General features: G+C 49.9%; 15 protein-coding genes and 1 rRNA gene. 1 reads left to right on the top strand and 15 read right to left on the bottom strand.

The genetic code is table 11. The features are described 5' to 3' along the window. Positions 1-81: 81 nt before the first annotated feature. The 5 genes from AC50X8_RS30950 to AC50X8_RS30930 all read right to left on the bottom strand — a co-directional run bounded on the left by AC50X8_RS30950 (position 82) and on the right by AC50X8_RS30930 (position 5,436). Positions 82-288: a hypothetical protein gene (locus AC50X8_RS30950; protein ID WP_494883434.1), complete on the bottom strand. Its 207-nt coding sequence runs from the start codon at positions 286-288 to the stop codon at positions 82-84. Between the two features lie 405 nt (positions 289-693). Beyond that, on the bottom strand, positions 694-2,160 hold the full coding sequence (gene gltX / locus AC50X8_RS30945) for a glutamate--tRNA ligase (RefSeq protein WP_494883432.1): 1,467 nt from the start codon (positions 2,158-2,160) through the stop codon (positions 694-696). Positions 2,161-3,092: 932 nt separating this feature from the next. Continuing rightward, positions 3,093-3,575 (bottom strand): 2-C-methyl-D-erythritol 2,4-cyclodiphosphate synthase, encoded by a 483-nt coding sequence (gene ispF, locus AC50X8_RS30940; RefSeq protein WP_056035738.1) that lies wholly within the window; start codon positions 3,573-3,575, stop codon positions 3,093-3,095. A gap of 2 nt (positions 3,576-3,577) precedes the next feature. Further along, positions 3,578-4,282 (bottom strand): 2-C-methyl-D-erythritol 4-phosphate cytidylyltransferase, encoded by a 705-nt coding sequence (gene ispD, locus AC50X8_RS30935; protein ID WP_056035734.1) that lies wholly within the window; start codon positions 4,280-4,282, stop codon positions 3,578-3,580. A gap of 56 nt (positions 4,283-4,338) precedes the next feature. Next, the gene (locus tag AC50X8_RS30930; RefSeq protein ID WP_056035730.1) at positions 4,339-5,436 is read right to left on the bottom strand and encodes a PIN/TRAM domain-containing protein; all 1,098 of its coding nucleotides are present in this window, start codon (positions 5,434-5,436) and stop codon (positions 4,339-4,341) included. Positions 5,437-5,585: 149 nt separating this feature from the next. On the opposite strand from AC50X8_RS30930, the gene AC50X8_RS30925 reads away from it, so the two are divergent. Beyond that, on the top strand, positions 5,586-5,981 hold the full coding sequence (locus AC50X8_RS30925) for a hypothetical protein (protein ID WP_056035726.1): 396 nt from the start codon (positions 5,586-5,588) through the stop codon (positions 5,979-5,981). 288 nt (positions 5,982-6,269) lie between these two features. Here the strand turns inward: AC50X8_RS30925 and pssA are convergent, their stop codons facing one another. From pssA to rrf, 10 genes are all read right to left on the bottom strand, one after another. Then, positions 6,270-7,016, bottom strand: coding sequence for a CDP-diacylglycerol--serine O-phosphatidyltransferase (pssA, locus tag AC50X8_RS30920; protein WP_056035722.1), 747 nt, complete (start codon positions 7,014-7,016; stop codon positions 6,270-6,272). 87 nt (positions 7,017-7,103) lie between these two features. Further along, a complete protein-coding gene (gene disA / locus AC50X8_RS30915; RefSeq protein WP_056035719.1) occupies positions 7,104-8,180 on the bottom strand; it encodes a DNA integrity scanning diadenylate cyclase DisA in 1,077 nt (358 codons plus the stop codon). 10 nt (positions 8,181-8,190) lie between these two features. Further along, positions 8,191-9,558 carry a DNA repair protein RadA gene (gene radA / locus AC50X8_RS30910; RefSeq protein WP_046234195.1) on the bottom strand — a complete coding sequence of 456 codons (1,368 nt, stop codon included), beginning with the start codon at positions 9,556-9,558 and terminating at the stop codon, positions 8,191-8,193. A gap of 156 nt (positions 9,559-9,714) precedes the next feature. Further along, positions 9,715-10,065 carry an antibiotic biosynthesis monooxygenase gene (locus tag AC50X8_RS30905; protein ID WP_056035716.1) on the bottom strand — a complete coding sequence of 117 codons (351 nt, stop codon included), beginning with the start codon at positions 10,063-10,065 and terminating at the stop codon, positions 9,715-9,717. Positions 10,066-10,081: 16 nt separating this feature from the next. After that, positions 10,082-10,507, bottom strand: coding sequence for a hypothetical protein (locus tag AC50X8_RS30900; RefSeq protein WP_099518280.1), 426 nt, complete (start codon positions 10,505-10,507; stop codon positions 10,082-10,084). A 280-nt stretch (positions 10,508-10,787) separates the two neighbouring features. Next, positions 10,788-13,259 (bottom strand): ATP-dependent protease ATP-binding subunit ClpC, encoded by a 2,472-nt coding sequence (gene clpC, locus AC50X8_RS30895; protein WP_056035710.1) that lies wholly within the window; start codon positions 13,257-13,259, stop codon positions 10,788-10,790. A 2-nt stretch (positions 13,260-13,261) separates the two neighbouring features. After that, entirely contained in the window at positions 13,262-14,341 is a 1,080-nt protein-coding gene (gene mcsB, locus AC50X8_RS30890; protein WP_081418818.1) for a protein-arginine kinase McsB, read from the bottom strand. Positions 14,342-14,365: 24 nt separating this feature from the next. Further along, positions 14,366-14,890: a protein-arginine kinase activator protein McsA gene (gene mcsA, locus AC50X8_RS30885; protein ID WP_046234191.1), complete on the bottom strand. Its 525-nt coding sequence runs from the start codon at positions 14,888-14,890 to the stop codon at positions 14,366-14,368. Positions 14,891-14,929: 39 nt separating this feature from the next. After that, a complete protein-coding gene (locus tag AC50X8_RS30880) occupies positions 14,930-15,391 on the bottom strand; it encodes a CtsR family transcriptional regulator (RefSeq protein ID WP_056035708.1) in 462 nt (153 codons plus the stop codon). A 488-nt stretch (positions 15,392-15,879) separates the two neighbouring features. Then, positions 15,880-15,973: ribosomal RNA gene (rrf, locus tag AC50X8_RS30875) — 5S ribosomal RNA — on the bottom strand; the annotation flags it as partial.

Here is a 15,973-nt window from a genome sequence, read left to right as displayed (position 1 = left end):
TATCTCCTCTCAAGCCAGCAGGCCGCTGCCCCTCTTAGAGACTGCGACGAAATGAAGTACCGCTAATTTCCTCGCAGCTCCTTAGTCCTGTCTAGCTGGCCGCCGCATATCCATATAAAAAAGCCCCCACAGCATTTGCATGCTGCAGAGGCGTGTGTTCAATCGCGGTCCCACTCTGCTTGAATAGCCTGACAACATATCTGCGCCGCTCGCAGCAAGCTTCGGCATGTCTGCCTTCGCCCACTTCAACCTATGGCTGCCAGATAGCTCAGCTGCTATCCATCTCAAAGCCTTTAACGCAGGCTTACGTTGCCGCCTACCCCACAAGCGCCGCCGACGCAGCATGCGAACGAAACTTCTCTCGTTCCATGACAGCTGTTCGGGCCTCTGGCTCGGAACAAAGCTCCCAGGTGCAATTTTCCGCCCGCCGAATTAGACAACTTGCAGCTACATTGTCCAATAGCCGCGGGTAACCCGGCCTGGATGCAATGACGGTTGTCCTCTCTGCAAATCCAGCAAAACGTACTTTTCCTGTTCATAGCTTGTTAATTGTAAACTTCCTAATAGTAGCCCTAGTATACCCAATCCACCCTTATGTGACAAGAGGCATTGTGTCCGGGCGTAATCGTACGGTGAAAAAGAGCACGCCCAGCGCGAATACTCGCGCCACGGCCCTCTCCCCGTGCAGCAAGCCTAGCGGCCCAACCGCTCGTTCAGTCTCGCGATGACTTTCGCTTGGCCAAGCAGCACGATGGATTGGTTCAAGTCCGGTCCATGCGTCTGTCCGGTCAACGCGGCACGGATAGGCATAAACAGCTGTTTGCCTTTGAAGCCGGTATCCTTTTGCACTGTTTTAATGGAAGCCTTCACGCTACCTTCATCAAATGCCTCGGCTGGTGTTGCTTCTACTTGTGCGAGGAAAGCCGCAAGCACGACAGGCACCTGCTCTTCTGCAAGCACAGTTGTCGCTTCTTCTTCATCTTGGGCAGCCTCTTGGAAGAAAATCTCGGTATGCGGTACGATTTCCGCTGCATAACGCAGCTTGTCCTGGTACAACGCCACGAGACTGCTCACCCATGCGCGGCCAGCTTCATCCAATGGCTCAGATACGCGGCCAGCTTTAACCAAATGCGGCAGGCACATCTCGACGACGCGCGCCAGATCTGTTTTTTTCAAATATTCATTGTTCATCCAGCTCAGCTTCTGCGTATCGAATACGGCCGGGCTTTTGCTGAGGCGCTCAGCATTGAATACTTCAATCAATTGCTCACGGGTGAAAATCTCCTGCTCGCCTTCCGGCGACCAGCCGAGCAGCGTAATAAAGTTGAACATCGCCTCTGGCAAATAGCCTAGCGAATCGTATTGCTCAATGAATTGGATAATCGACTCATCGCGCTTGCTGAGCTTTTTGCGAGTTTCGTTAACGATCAGCGTCATATGACCAAAGCGAGGCGGCTCCCAGCCAAATGCTTCATAAATCATCAATTGGCGCGGCGTGTTGGAAATATGGTCTTCGCCCCGCAGCACGTGGCTAATTTTCATCAGGTGGTCATCCAGCGCAACGGCAAAATTGTACGTCGGGATGCCATCTTTTTTCACAATGACAAAATCGCCTGTTTCCGCCGTATCAAAGCTGATTTCACCTTTTACGACATCGTCAAATTTGTAGGTGCGGCCTTCCGGCACGCGGAAACGAATGCTTGGCACGCGGCCTTCTGCCTCAAATGCCGTACGCTGCTCTTCCGTCAGATTGCGATGCAGTCCGGAATAACGCGGCGTTTCACCCCGGGCTGTCTGCTCCTCGCGCTCGCGCTCCAGCTCCTCTTCGGTGCAGTAGCAGCGGTAAGCTAGGCCGCGATCCAGCAAATCCTGCCAATATTTTTCGTAAATATCAAGACGCTCCGTCTGACGGTAAGGACCGTAGTCGCCGCCAACGTCGATGCTTTCATCCCAGTCAATGCCGAGCCATTTCAAATAAGTGAGCTGGCTTTCTTCTCCGCCGGCAATATTGCGCTTCACATCCGTATCCTCGATGCGGATAATAAACTTTCCGCCCAAATTGCGGGCATACAAATAATTAAATAAGGCCGTTCTTGCATTGCCAATATGCAGATGCCCCGTCGGCGACGGTGCGTATCGTACGCGAATTTCTTGTGTCATTGGTAAATCGCCCCTCCCTAGTCGCTTGCAGCCTTGCGCTTTTAGTACTGCCAAACTCGTAAGATAAGTAAGGTGAAAAAGAGTCTGCGCTGCGCGAAAAGAGCTTGCTTCCGATCGCCATTACCCCTGAGTTTCCTTGAATTAACCGGCTAGGCGGTTGAAACTTAAGGGTAAAAGCATAAGCTTACGATGCTGCTTTCCTACGGAAAGCTTTAAACGAACGCTATCGCTTCTCCAGCAACCCCTTTTCTCTCCACTACGACTTTTTCACCCTACTTCTTACATCCTTGCAGTAAATCAGCTATTACTAAGCTTTCCTTAAAAAAACCTGCTGCGTTTCCTAAATATAACCTTCGCCTTGCCTTGAACAAAATGCTTTTGCTATATCTTTAGCAAAATACTTTAGGACATGTATGCCAACGTAAGCAAGCCACATAATAATCTTGATTGATTATAGCATCTAACATGAACAGGAGCCTGCGTATCGAAAGTCAGCTTCATGCCATAGGCATTAGGCGGACACAGCAGCCGCTATTACAGCCGAAACACGGGTTATGGCAGGACGCGGACTCAGAAGACGCTAATGTGCTCCCGATCGTTATTTTGACAGGAAAATCAAGGGCATAACGGATTTCCTGTCCGCTTAAGACCTCAAATCCTCTCAAAAGCCAGAATAGCGCAACCTCAGTCCTCAAGGTGAAACGGCTTTCGCTGTCATTTGGCGGCGTGGCGCGTTTCATTCCGAGAAATAGAGAGAAAGTATGGCAAAATCATATACTTTCCTATATTTCAAGCGTAACGGCTGTCGCCAGCCTCTGGCGGCAAAGCTACCTATGCATGAGTATCCGGATTCTGGTTTGCATACACACCCTAGATAAACCAATAGCGTGAAGAAGTCTTTTTCCCATCCCAGCGCTCAAAAATTATTGCGATTATATCACATCTTTAATCAGGCAAACAACGGATTGTGCCGCAATTCCTTCGCCACGTCCAGTGAAGCCGAGCTGCTCCGTCGTCGTTGCCTTCACATTCACCTGGGACACATCTGCCTCCAAGGCGCCTGCGATAATTTCCGCCATTTGCGGAATAAAGGGCAGCATCTTGGGACGCTGTGCAATAATGGTCGAGTCAATGTTTCCCAGCTTATAGCCGCGCTCCTTGACGAGTCCCCAAATATGTACAAGCAGCTTCAAGCTGTCCGCATCCTTGAACTCAGGGTCCGTATCGGGAAAATGCTTCCCGATATCGCCCAGCGCCAATGCGCCCAAAATCGCATCGGTAATCGCATGCAGCAGCACGTCGGCATCGGAATGCCCTAGCAGCCCTTTTTCATATGGAATGGTTACACCGCCGATAATGCACGGCCTTCCTTCTACCAATTGATGAACGTCAAAGCCTTGTCCTACACGAATCATAGTCAGCGTTCCCCTCTCTCCCGCTTTGCGAGCAAAAACTCCGCCCATGGCAAGTCCTCAGGCGTCGTAATTTTTATATTTGTATAATCGCCTTCCGCAACGGCAACCGGTGCGCCCATTCGCTCGACAACCATCGCGTCGTCCGTCCCCAGAAAACCCTCTGCATGGGCCTGCTCATGCGCACGCACAAGCAGTTCACGACGAAAAGCCTGCGGCGTTTGAATCGCCCACAAGCTTCGGCGGTCAGGCGTCGATACGATCAAGCCGTTATCGCCCACCTGTTTAATCGTATCCTTCACTGGTACTGCCAGCACAGCCGCGCCTTCACGCTCCGCCACAGAGCAGCAGGCGCCGACCGCAGCTGCCGTCACAAGCGGCCGCACGCCATCATGCACCATGACCCACTCTATAGCAGGTGAAAGCGCCTGAATGCCGCTATACACCGAATGCTGCCTTTCGCTGCCGCCTGCAACAACTGCCTTCACCTTGGCAATGCCAAAGCGGTTGACCAGCTCTTCCACGCGCCCCACATCATCAGCGCCGACAACGACGATAATTTCAGCAAGGTTATCAAGCGAAGCAAACAGCTCAAGCGTATGTACAACAATCGGCTTGCCCTGCATTTCCAGGTACTGCTTGCTTTCTTTTGTCCCCATTCGCGAACCGCGTCCGGCCGCGACGACGACAACTCCCCATTTTGCCCCCATGTCGTATTCCCCTCAAATCTGTGTGCCGGTATTGTATCCCCTCTATCATACCTTTTTTACTGTGCTTTTTCCAACAGCTTCGGCTTGGCGAAAATCATCCGTCCCGCAGATGTTTGCAGCACGCTCGTTACAAGCACTTCCATCGTTGTGCCGATATATTCGCGTCCGCCTTCTACTACGATCATCGTGCCATCGTCGAGATAAGCGACACCCTGTCCATGCTCCTTGCCGTCCTTAATGACCTGCACAATAATTTCTTCACCCGGCAGCACAACTGGCTTCACCGCATTCGCCAAATCGTTAATGTTGAGTACAGATACGCCTTGCAGCTCGCACACCTTATTCAGGTTAAAATCATTCGTTACCACTTTGCCATGCAGCGCCTTGGCCAGCTTCACCAGCTTGCTGTCCACCTCGCTGATTTCCTCGAAATCTCCTTCATAGATAAGCACGCGCACATCAAGCTCTTTCTGGATTTTGTTCAAAATATCCAGCCCCCGGCGGCCGCGGTTGCGCTTGAGTAAGTCCGAAGAATCGGCAATATGCTGCAGCTCCTCCAGCACAAATTCAGGAATAACCAGCGTTCCCTCAATAAAGCCGGTTTTGCAAATGTCGGCGATCCGCCCATCAATAATAACGCTCGTATCCAAAATCTTATGCTCCTCGAACCCGCTAGTCTCATCGATAGCAGGGGCCGCTTTGCGCTGGTTCCACAGCTCAATCAGCTTTTCCGTCAGCTCATCCCGCTTGTTCCAAGCAATGCGCACGCCCAGATAGCCGAAGAACAGCGCCATAATGGCCGGCAGCATAACACCTACGCCTCCAATGTCCGACACCGCCGGGTACAACAGCACCGACAGCAGCAGCCCTACGAACAATCCTGCTGCACTAGCAAGCAAATCCTTGACCGGCATAGCCGAAGTCTGCTCCGCTCCACGCTGCATTAAACGAATGAGCGGATTTGCTGCCAAGGTCGCGAGAATGACCCCGCACAATGCGCCGATTCCGACATTCATGTAATAAGTGCCGGAATGCTCAAGCATCCCAATAGATGGCTCAGCCCATAATCCCGATAAACTGGTCATGCTGTGAAGCTCGCGTCCTGCCATTGCACCTAACATTATTCCAATTAATTGAATGATACGTCTTACCATATTCATCCACCTCCATTACAATTATGTTCCAATTGGGAACACTCTAACCGTCAAAGGTGAATGATTTTTCATTTTGAAATGCGGACCAAGTAAGCTTATAATGGAAACAAGATCAGAAGTTGCTAAAGTTGATGAAAGAGGTGTAACCGATGAGCGCACCAACATTGGATCAATTTCAACAGCAAGTATCCGAGTTACTGCTAAGGCATCGGAGCCTGCTAGATGTGATGTCAAAGTTTGGGCAGGCTGGAACGTCCGTCAATCGTGCGGTAACGAAAGCCGTGACCGACTGCGGCTGCATTGAGCTTGCTGCCCGCAAGCAGCATTATTCCGATGAGCCGAATCTTACCAACGCGAAAGAAACGCTGCAAAGCCACCTTTCTGGCGAGCTGTGCGAGAACTGCCGCGATGTGCTTAAGGCCGACCTCGGACGCAATCTGTTCTACATGACCGCGATGTGCAATCTGCTGGATATCCAGCTGGACGAAGTCATCGCCGATGAGTATGACAAATGCTCAACGCTCGGCCTATTTAATTTAACGTAAAGCGAATGCCTGCAAAGCCATTGCTACCTCAACATAATGATGCAAGATGCACAAGGTGAAATGGCTGTCGCCATCCTTTGGCGGCGCGGCGCATTTCAGTCCGAGAAATATAGAGAAAGTACGGGGAAATCATATACTTTCCTATATTTCAAGCGTAAACGGCTGTAGCCACCCTCTGGCGGCAAAGCCATTTCAACAAAAAAAAGCTGCAAACCACGTTTACATGGTTTACAGCTTTTTTGATGTTTCCTGTTTACTTATGAAAAATGCTTCTGAGCTAGCTGCATACTAGGCAATCGTCTCCGACTGCACCTGCTCTTCACTCAGCTCTACATGCTTGTTTTTACGTCTGCGCGGCTTAATGCGCCGATCAACGTTTTTTTTTAAGCCCCACAGCGCATATAGCAAAAGCGGGATGAAAATCAGCTTCGACAAATATTGATTGAACCAAATACCGATTACGAGCGAGAATACGACGATAATCGGCACGACCCAAATCGCACTCTTCGGAATGCCAATTTTCTTGAAGTTCGGGTAACGAACCGTGCTCACCATAAGAATGGAAAGAACGAGCGTGCTGATTAACAGCACAATAACCGAAATATCATTTTTGAAAAGAGCTAGCGTTGCCAAAACACCACCAGCTGCTGGAATCGGCAGCCCGATGAAATAACCGCTCGGCGTCTTCGTTACGACATTAAATCTCGCCAGGCGCAAAGCTCCGCAAATCGGAAATAACGCGGTAATAATCCAAGCCACTGCTGTATTTAAATCCTGAAAAGCGACGACATACATAATGAACGCTGGAGCGACTCCGAAGGAAATGACGTCGGATAACGAATCGAGCTCCTTGCCGAATTCGCTCTGTGCATTAAGCGCACGTGCCACTCTGCCATCTACGCCATCAAGCAGCATTGCGATAATAACCATCATCGCTGCAATTTCAGGTTTCTCATTAAACACCATAATAATGGCGATTACGCCAAGAAACAAATTCCCCACCGTGAAAAGGCTCGGTATTGACTTTATAATCATCTGTTCCACCTCTTCTCTACTATGCCCTAAGACCAAATACTAATGTATGATGATCGGGCCGTTCACATTCCATCAATTGTATGGGATTTAGATTTGCCTGTCAATGAACATTTGATCCTGAATCCGTTTCAAACCTTCCTTGATCGCCCTCGCCCGAACTTCCCCAATTCCGTCAACATCATCCAATTCGCCGATGGTCGCCATCATAATATGCGGCAGTCTGGCGAAGCGCTCAATCAAATTATTCATAATAATGAGCGGCAAACGCGGGATTTTGTTCAACAAGCGGAAGCCGCGAGGCGAAATAGCTTCTTCCGCCATAGATCCGGTATGCGGGTAGCCAAGAAGCCGGATAATCGGCGAAGCGTCCAGCAGCTCATCCGAGCTTAGTTTTTTCATCGCGAGCCGGATTTCCCGGATTTTCTCATCTGAATTATCTTTCGCATAATCCTTAAGCAAATACCAAGCATCCTCATCTACACCGTCGACCAGCTCTTCCAGCTGCATCGCAATGAGGCGTCCTTCCGTTCCTAGCTCGGTTACATAACGCTTGATTTCCATTTTGACACGCAGCACCATCTCTACCCGCTGCACGACATGGGCAACCTCTTGCAAGGTGACCAGCTCTTCGAACTCAAGCACAGACAAATTTTTGAACGATTGGCCCAGCACCGCCTTATATTTTTCCAGCGTCTGAATCGCCTGATTCGCTTTTGTCAAAATGTTGCCCATTTCCTTGAGCGCATACCGCAAATTGCCTTGATACAGCGTAATAATATTGCGGCGCTGCGATATGGATACGACGAGCTTGCCCGTCTGCTTGCCGACCCGCTCCGCGGTACGGTGGCGGATTCCCGTCTCAATCGACGGAATGGAGCTGTTCGGAATAAGCTGCGTGTTGGCATACAAAATCCGCCGCATATCCTCGCTCAAAATAATTGCGCCATCCATCTTTGCAAGCTCATACAAATAGTTGGGCGAGAAATCGCAATTGATGGAAAAACCTCCATCTACAACTTCCATTACCTCAGGACTGTATCCGACAACGATTAATGCTCCAGTCTTCGCCCGCAGCACGTTCTCTAAGCCGTCACGGAACGGGGTACCGGGCGCGACTAGCTGCAAAAGCTGGTTCATCGTTTCTAGCTGGCTCTGTTCCTTCATCATCTTCCCCCTATCCTAGTGCTGCCGAGAGCGCTTCCGCTACGGTGTTTACACCAATAATCTCAATGGATGCCGGAGGCTTCCAGCCCTTCAGGCTTTTCTCCGGCATAATAACACGTTTGAAGCCCAGCTTCTCGGCTTCCTTTACCCGCTGCTCAGCCCGCGAGACAGCACGTACCTCGCCCGTCAATCCAACTTCCCCGAACACAACATCGTAAGGTCTCGTTGGCGCATCCCGAAAGCTCGAAGCGAGACATACCGCTGCTGCTAAATCAACGGCTGGCTCATCGAGCTTAATGCCGCCTGCGACATTCAAATAAGCATCCTGCGTCTGGAGAAACATGCCGTTGCGCTTCTCAAGCACTGCAATGATCAGCGCCATGCGATGATGGTCAAGCCCGGCCGTCATACGGCGCGGCGAAGGGAAATTAGTCGTCGCCACCAGCGCCTGCAATTCCACCAATACAGGACGGGTTCCCTCCATGCTTGCTACAACAATAGAACCTGCTACGCCAAGCGGGCGCTCTGATAAAAACAGCTCAGAAGGATTCAGCACCTCACGCAAGCCTTCCTCGCCCATTTCAAAAATTCCGATCTCATTCGTCGACCCAAACCGGTTTTTAACCGCGCGCAGCAGCCTGTAGGTATGATGGCGCTCACCTTCAAAATACAATACGCAATCGACCATATGCTCCAGCATCCGCGGTCCGGCGATGGCGCCTTCCTTCGTCACATGCCCGACCAGCACCGTTGCAATCCCTTTGATTTTGGCGACTCGCATGAAATGCGCGGTGCATTCCCGAACCTGAGATACGCTGCCCGGCGCTGATTGCACACCCGGATCATAAACCGTCTGGATGGAGTCAATAACGAGAAAATCGGGGTCCACCGATTCAATCGCCTCGTTAATATGATCCATGTTTGTTTCGCAAAGCACATACAAGGACTCCGTCAGCGCACCAAGCCGATCCGCTCTTAATCTTGTCTGCCGCACCGATTCCTCACCTGAAATATAGAGAACCTTCAATCCCTTCGTTGCCAGTGCATGCGAGGTTTGCAGCAGCAGCGTGGATTTTCCGATACCGGGGTCGCCCCCTACCAGCAAAAGGGAGCCCGGCACAACGCCCCCGCCAAGTACGCGGTTCAGCTCCTTCAAGCTCGTTTCAATGCGCGGTTCCTTCCCGCTCTCTATATGTATGATCGACTGTGGCTTTTCTTTCGTTTGCGCAACACGCAAACCGACTCCCTGCGTCTTGACAACGGTTTCCTTCTCTTCAATCATGGAATTCCATGACTGGCACCCTGGGCATTTGCCCATCCACTTAGGCGACTCTGTTCCACATTCATTGCATACGAATTTCGTTTTTATTTTTGCCATGTCCGGCTCCTTTTACTAAAAACACTATCATTAAAAGTTTACCATTTAATGTGGATTGTATAAACCCCTACTTCCTTATACAGCAAGAAAGTTCCCTGTCATCCACAAGAGGAAGAAGGGAACTTTCTGAAAAAGACAACCTATACACGCTATCGTTTAAGCTTGGATAGCCGCTTGCCGCGCCACAATAACCCGGTGCGTTGAAAGCTGGGAGCCCAGCATAATGACTTCATTTTGCTGACTTTTGCAGCCTTCTCCTGCTTTCGTTTGACGATGCGCATGTGCCTGACGGAAGGAGTCGCTGTTGACCCAGCCTTCAAACGACGCTTTATTTTCCCATGTTGTGCCGACTCTCAGCTCATCATAGTCCACCAAGTTTTCCATAAGCAGCACTTCCATCCGGATAAAGCCGGGAGAAAGCTCAATTCCCTTCGTATGCTGGAACCGTTCGGCTACGGCTTCCCCGTGCCCTTTTTTCACTTTAATGGTGTTCGTGACCACGATCATGATGTTACTCCTCCTATCAAGCCTGAAGGCTTTCCAAATAAGCATAAACCAAGCGCGATTCCTCGCCACCCATCTTGGCGTGAACGATGAGTGGAATTCCATGCGGGCCAATGGCATCTTTCGCTGCGGGGTCGTCACTTAAAATTGCATGAACCACTTCCAGCTTGCCTAACATCGCAGCAGCAAAAAGATCCAGCCTTGCTCCACGCTCCAACAAATACAGCGCAATATCCCTGCGCCCGACATGGGCGGCTGCGCCTAGCGCATTTTCCCAATCGCCATCGCCCCAATCACAGGAAGCGTGCAGCAGCTCGGGCTCTTCACTCAGCATTTGCTTTACCTTGTCAAAATCCATGTGCGCAGCTCTAACGAACTGCTTAATATATTCATTTGATAAATATGACGCCTCTTCAGCCGTTATTCTGGCAGCATGCAAACCCATCCTTATTACCGCCTTCCGTCATCTGTTCCGGTCTTCGCCATTGTATATGAAAGAGTGTATGTTCAAAGTAATATCTACTCTTATAAGATACACGATAATGATTCTCATTGTCAAATAAAAATGAATGAAGATTGTCTGTTTAAGGCATAAAAAAAGCTTCCAGAATCCGTCAAGTTCACGGGTTCTGGAAGCTTTCTATTTTTGTGCCTAGCTGCATAAAGCTAGCTCGCCGGATGCGCGGATAAGCTGTAATCAGCTGTGCAGCATCCTCACTTTTTGATTATGATTTAGCTGCCGGCTCTTCGGACGCTTTCTCCAAATCAAGAGGCTCCGATTTGGTTACCGTCAACGCGCCATCCTTCTCATCAATCGTGAAGCGGTCGCCTTTTTGAATGTTGCCAACGAGCAATTCCTCGGACAAACGGTCTTCGATATGCTTCTGAATCGCACGGCGCAATGGACGAGCACCATACTGCGGATCGAAGCCTTCTTTCGCGAGGAACGCCTTCGCCGTATCGGTCAGCAAGAAGTCTACATCTTGCTCACGCAGACGTTTGCGCAAATCGTCGGACATCAAAGTGACGATTTCGGCGATATGCTCTTGCTCCAGCGAGTGGAACACGATCGTTTCGTCGATCCGGTTCAGAAACTCCGGACGGAAGCTCTTTTTGAGCTCAGCCATTACTTTATCCTTCATTTGAATGAAGTCACGGCCAGCGTCGTGAACCGCTGTGAAGCCCAGCGAAGAATTCCGTTTAATTTGATCCGCGCCCACGTTCGACGTCATAATGATCAGCGTATTGCGGAAATCGACTACACGTCCTTTAGAATCAGTCAGACGGCCATCTTCCAGCACTTGCAGCAAAATGTTGAATACTTCTGGATGGGCTTTCTCAATCTCATCGAGCAATACTACCGAATACGGCTTACGGCGTACTTTCTCGGTCAATTGACCGCCTTCCTCATAACCAACATATCCCGGAGGCGCCCCAACGAGACGGGAAGTCGAATGCTTCTCCATATATTCCGACATATCGATGCGGATAATCGCATTTTCATCGCCGAACATCGCTTCTGCAAGCGCACGTGCAAGCTCGGTTTTACCTACACCAGTTGGACCGAGGAAAATGAATGAACCCATCGGACGCTTCGGATCCTTCAGGCCAGCACGAGCACGGCGCATAGCGCGCGATACCGCTTTGACTGCTTCTTCCTGTCCGATGACACGGCCGTGAAGAATGGATTCCATTTTCAGCAGACGCTCGGTTTCTTCCTCTGCCAGCTTGCTTACCGGAATGCCGGTCCAGCTCGCTACTACCTGTGCAATATCCTCAGGTGTCACTTCGGAATCGGTACGTCCTTGTTTTTCTTTCCATTGGTTTTTCGTGATATCGAGCTCTTCGCGCATCTTCTGCTCGGTATCGCGAAGCGCAGCCGCTTTCTCAAACTCCTGGCTTTGAACAGCGGAGTCTTTCTCCTTGCGGATATCCTCTAGACGGTTTTCCAGCTGCTTGAGGTTCGGCGGAATCGTATACGAGTTGAGGCGAACTTTCGAGCCCGCTTCATCAATTAGGTCGATCGCTTTATCCGGCAGGAAACGATCCGTAATGTAGCGGTCGGACAGCTTTACAGCTTGAACAATCGCTTCATCCGTAATTTTCACCCGGTGATGGGCTTCATAACGATCGCGCAGACCGTACAAAATTTGTACCGCTTCTTCCGGCGAAGGCTGATCTACCGTAATCGGTTGGAAACGGCGCTCCAGCGCAGCATCCTTCTCGATGTATTTGCGGTATTCATCCAGCGTAGTCGCACCGATACATTGCAGCTCTCCCCGTGCTAGTGCCGGCTTCAAAATATTCGAAGCATCAATCGCGCCCTCAGCTCCACCTGCACCGATCAGCGTATGCAGCTCATCGATGAAGAGGATGATATTGCCGGCCTGGCGGATTTCATCCATAATTTTTTTCAAGCGGTCCTCAAACTCACCGCGGTATTTCGTACCAGCTACGACAGAGCCCATATCGAGCGTCATTACGCGTTTGTCGCGCAGCGTTTCTGGAATTTCGTTTGCAATAATTTTTTGCGCCAGTCCTTCGGCTATCGCCGTTTTACCAACGCCGGGTTCCCCGATGAGAACCGGATTGTTTTTCGTCCGGCGGCTAAGCACCTGAATAACGCGCTCGATTTCTTTACTGCGGCCAATAACCGGATCGAGATTGCCTTCTTTAGCGAAGGAGGTCAAATCGCGGGCAAGTCCGTCCAGCGTTGGCGTGCTCACATTTGATGGAGCGCCATGGTTGCTGGAGATGGCTTCGCTACTGCCAAGCAATTGCAGCACTTGTTGACGCGCTTTATTCAAGCTGATGCCGAGATTGTTCAGCACGCGGGCTGCAACCCCTTCGCCTTCACGAATGAGTCCGAGCAAAATATGCTCCGTACCCACATACGTATGGCCCAGCTTTCTCGCTTCATCCATAGAGAGCTCAATGACCTTTTTCGCACGTGGCGTATAGGCAATATTCGTCGGCTGCTCCTGACCTCTTCCGATCAAAGCTTCAACCTCATCCTGGATTTTCTCTAGGCCCAGGCCAAGTCCAATCAGCGCTTTCGCGGCGATGCCTTCCCCTTCACGAATCAATCCAAGTAAAATATGCTCTGTACCAATATTGTTATGTCCAAGACGAACTGCTTCTTCCTGCGCCAATGCAAGCACCTTCTGTGCCCGTTCCGTAAATCTTCCGAACATCATCGTTACGCACCCCCATGTTCCATTTGACTTCGCAACTGCTTGCGAATAAGTTCTGCCCGGCGATAATCCCGCTGCTCCGCATTCATCGTTTCCTTAAATACTTGCTGCAAGAAGCCAGGCTGCGTCATAATCATTAATTCATTCATGACTTGAGGCGTTATATTATCCAGCAATCCCAAATCAACGCCCAACCTTACATCTGAAAGCCGCTGTGCTGCTTCCTTCGTATCCATAATAGCCGCATAGGATAAAATCCCATAAGACCGCTTTACTCTATCTTCAATGCGCAGCTTAGACTCAGCTAGGAGCCTTATTCGAGCTGCTTTCTCATGCTCAATAATTTGTTTAGCTACGCTGTACAAGTTCTCAATAATCTCCGGTTCAGATTGACCGAGTGTAATTTGGTTCGAGATTTGAAACACATTGCCTAGCGCTTCGCTGCCTTCCCCATACAATCCGCGAACCGCGAGCCCTACCTGCGTGACCGCCTGCAAAATCCGATTGATTTGCGATGATAGCACGAGTGCCGGCAAATGCACCATAATGGATACGCGAATGCCTGTTCCAACGTTGGTCGGGCATGTCGTTAAATAACCGCGTTTCTCATCAAAAGCATATTCGGTCTCCGCCTCAAAAATATCATCGATCCGATTCGCCAGCGTCCAAGCTTCCTGAATTTGAAAACCCGGATACAGACATTGAATTCGCAGATGGTCTTCTTCATTAATCATAATGCTCACCGATTCATTATCGCTGAGGATGAAGGCTCCGCCTCGAGATTCATTAGCCAGATTAGGGCTGATCAAATGCTTTTCAACCAATACACGCTTCTCCAGCTCCGTAAGATCGGATAACACGATCGTATCAAAATGACCGATAGGCTCAAGCTTTCCAGATGCCCCGATAGCAGCCAGCTGCTCCATAACCTCAAGCGACTGCTCCTTCGTAGCCAGCAACGGAAACGGATGATGGTTTAAATTTCTGGCAATGCGTATTCGGCTGCTGATGACGATATCTGACTCGGGACCATCCCCTTTCATCCAATCGCTTAACGCTTGCTCAGAAAAACGACGACTCTTCAAGAGGTATCCTCCTTACTTCACGACTTACAGCTCTGCTATTTTACGCTCAAGCTCACGAATACGATCCCTGATTTGAGCCGCACTTTCAAATTCTTCTTGCTCAATACGATCATACAGCTCGCGTCTGAGCTGATCAAGTTCTCGTTTATTTTGCAATTGCCCTCCGGAGCGTTTCGGAATTTTCCCCGTATGCACCGTACTACCATGTACCCTTTTGAGCAGCGGATCTAACTTATCTGAAAAATGTTTGTAGCAGGCGCTGCAGCCAAAGCGTCCGATCTTGCTGAACTGTGCATAAGTGAATCCGCATTCGTCACAGCGTATGACCGGGCAAGGCTTCGTCCCTGCTGAACCCGATGTTCCAGATGGATCAAAATCAAGCAGACCCGACAGCAAGCTGTGGATAGAGAAGCCATTCGCCGTTCCCGGAATGCCTTCACCCCGTTCACGCGCACAAGCTTCACAAATGTGAAACTCTGTCTTCTCTCCACCGACAATCTTCGTAAAATGAAGCGTTGCCGGCTTCTTGCCGCATTCCTGACAAATCAAGACAAATCACCCCTTTCCATGCACTTACGCACGGTAAAGTTATTTAACCAGAAGCGATATAAGCATCGCTCTTAGCAAACGGGCCCTTACCTCATCACGCAGCGGGAGCTTGACCGCAATCGTTTCCCGATCAATCGCTGCCCGCAGCAGCTGTGCTTCGCGCTTCGTCACCAACAGCGCTTCTTCAAGCTGATAAATCAGCCCTTCCGCCACGCTCTGCTCCACGCAATCTCCAATCGTCTGCCGAATATGAAATTGAATCGTCTGCAAGGCTGGCAGCTCTACCCGTTGAATCCGGACATAACCTCCGCCTCCACGCTTCGATTCAACCATGTAACCCTTCTCCAGCGTAAAACGTGTACTTATAACGTAATTAATCTGGGAAGGGACGCACGAGAACTTCTCAGCCAGCTCATTGCGCTGTATTTCCACCGAGCCTTCCGTGCTTTCCTGCAGCATATTCTTTAAATACTGTTCAATGAGATCGGAAATGTTTCGCATATCACCAACCTCCCTGGTACTGCATGGAGCACAAGCTTACGCTTATTCATATGCAGTTCCAACTGACTTTGACTTTCTTTGACTTTAACTTTATTATACGCAAAATTTAAGAAAGGTCAAGAGATGGAATCTTAATTTTCTGACTATTCATCCACAAGCATTTATACACAAGGCTACTACCTAGCATGATGCGAAAAAGCACTATTTATACCCGACCAGCGTAGATCGGACCTATTTATAAACAGGCTGTGCATAAAAAGTGAACGAATGTGCATAACTCGTGTTTACATTATGTTCATATAAGGCTAATTAAACTTACGCACATGTGAACAACCTTGCGAATAGGTACTTATTCTTTCCACAAAAAAATACTATGCCCCTCATCCACGGCTGTAGATAAGTTGTGCACAGCATTTTCGCTATATGATTATGTATCAGTTTATAGGACAACAAAAAACCTGCCGCAATGATTGCGGCAGGCTTCTCGTGCTTGGCGACGTCCTACTCTCCCAGGACCCTGCGGTCCAAGTACCATCGGCGCTGGAGGGCTTAACGGTCGTGTTCGGGATGGGAACGCGTGGT

The sequence above is a fragment of the Paenibacillus sp. JT22N15 genome (assembly GCF_059383755.1).
Note: the sequence above shows the minus strand (reverse complement) of the source record. Positions and strands in the feature narration are given on the sequence as shown.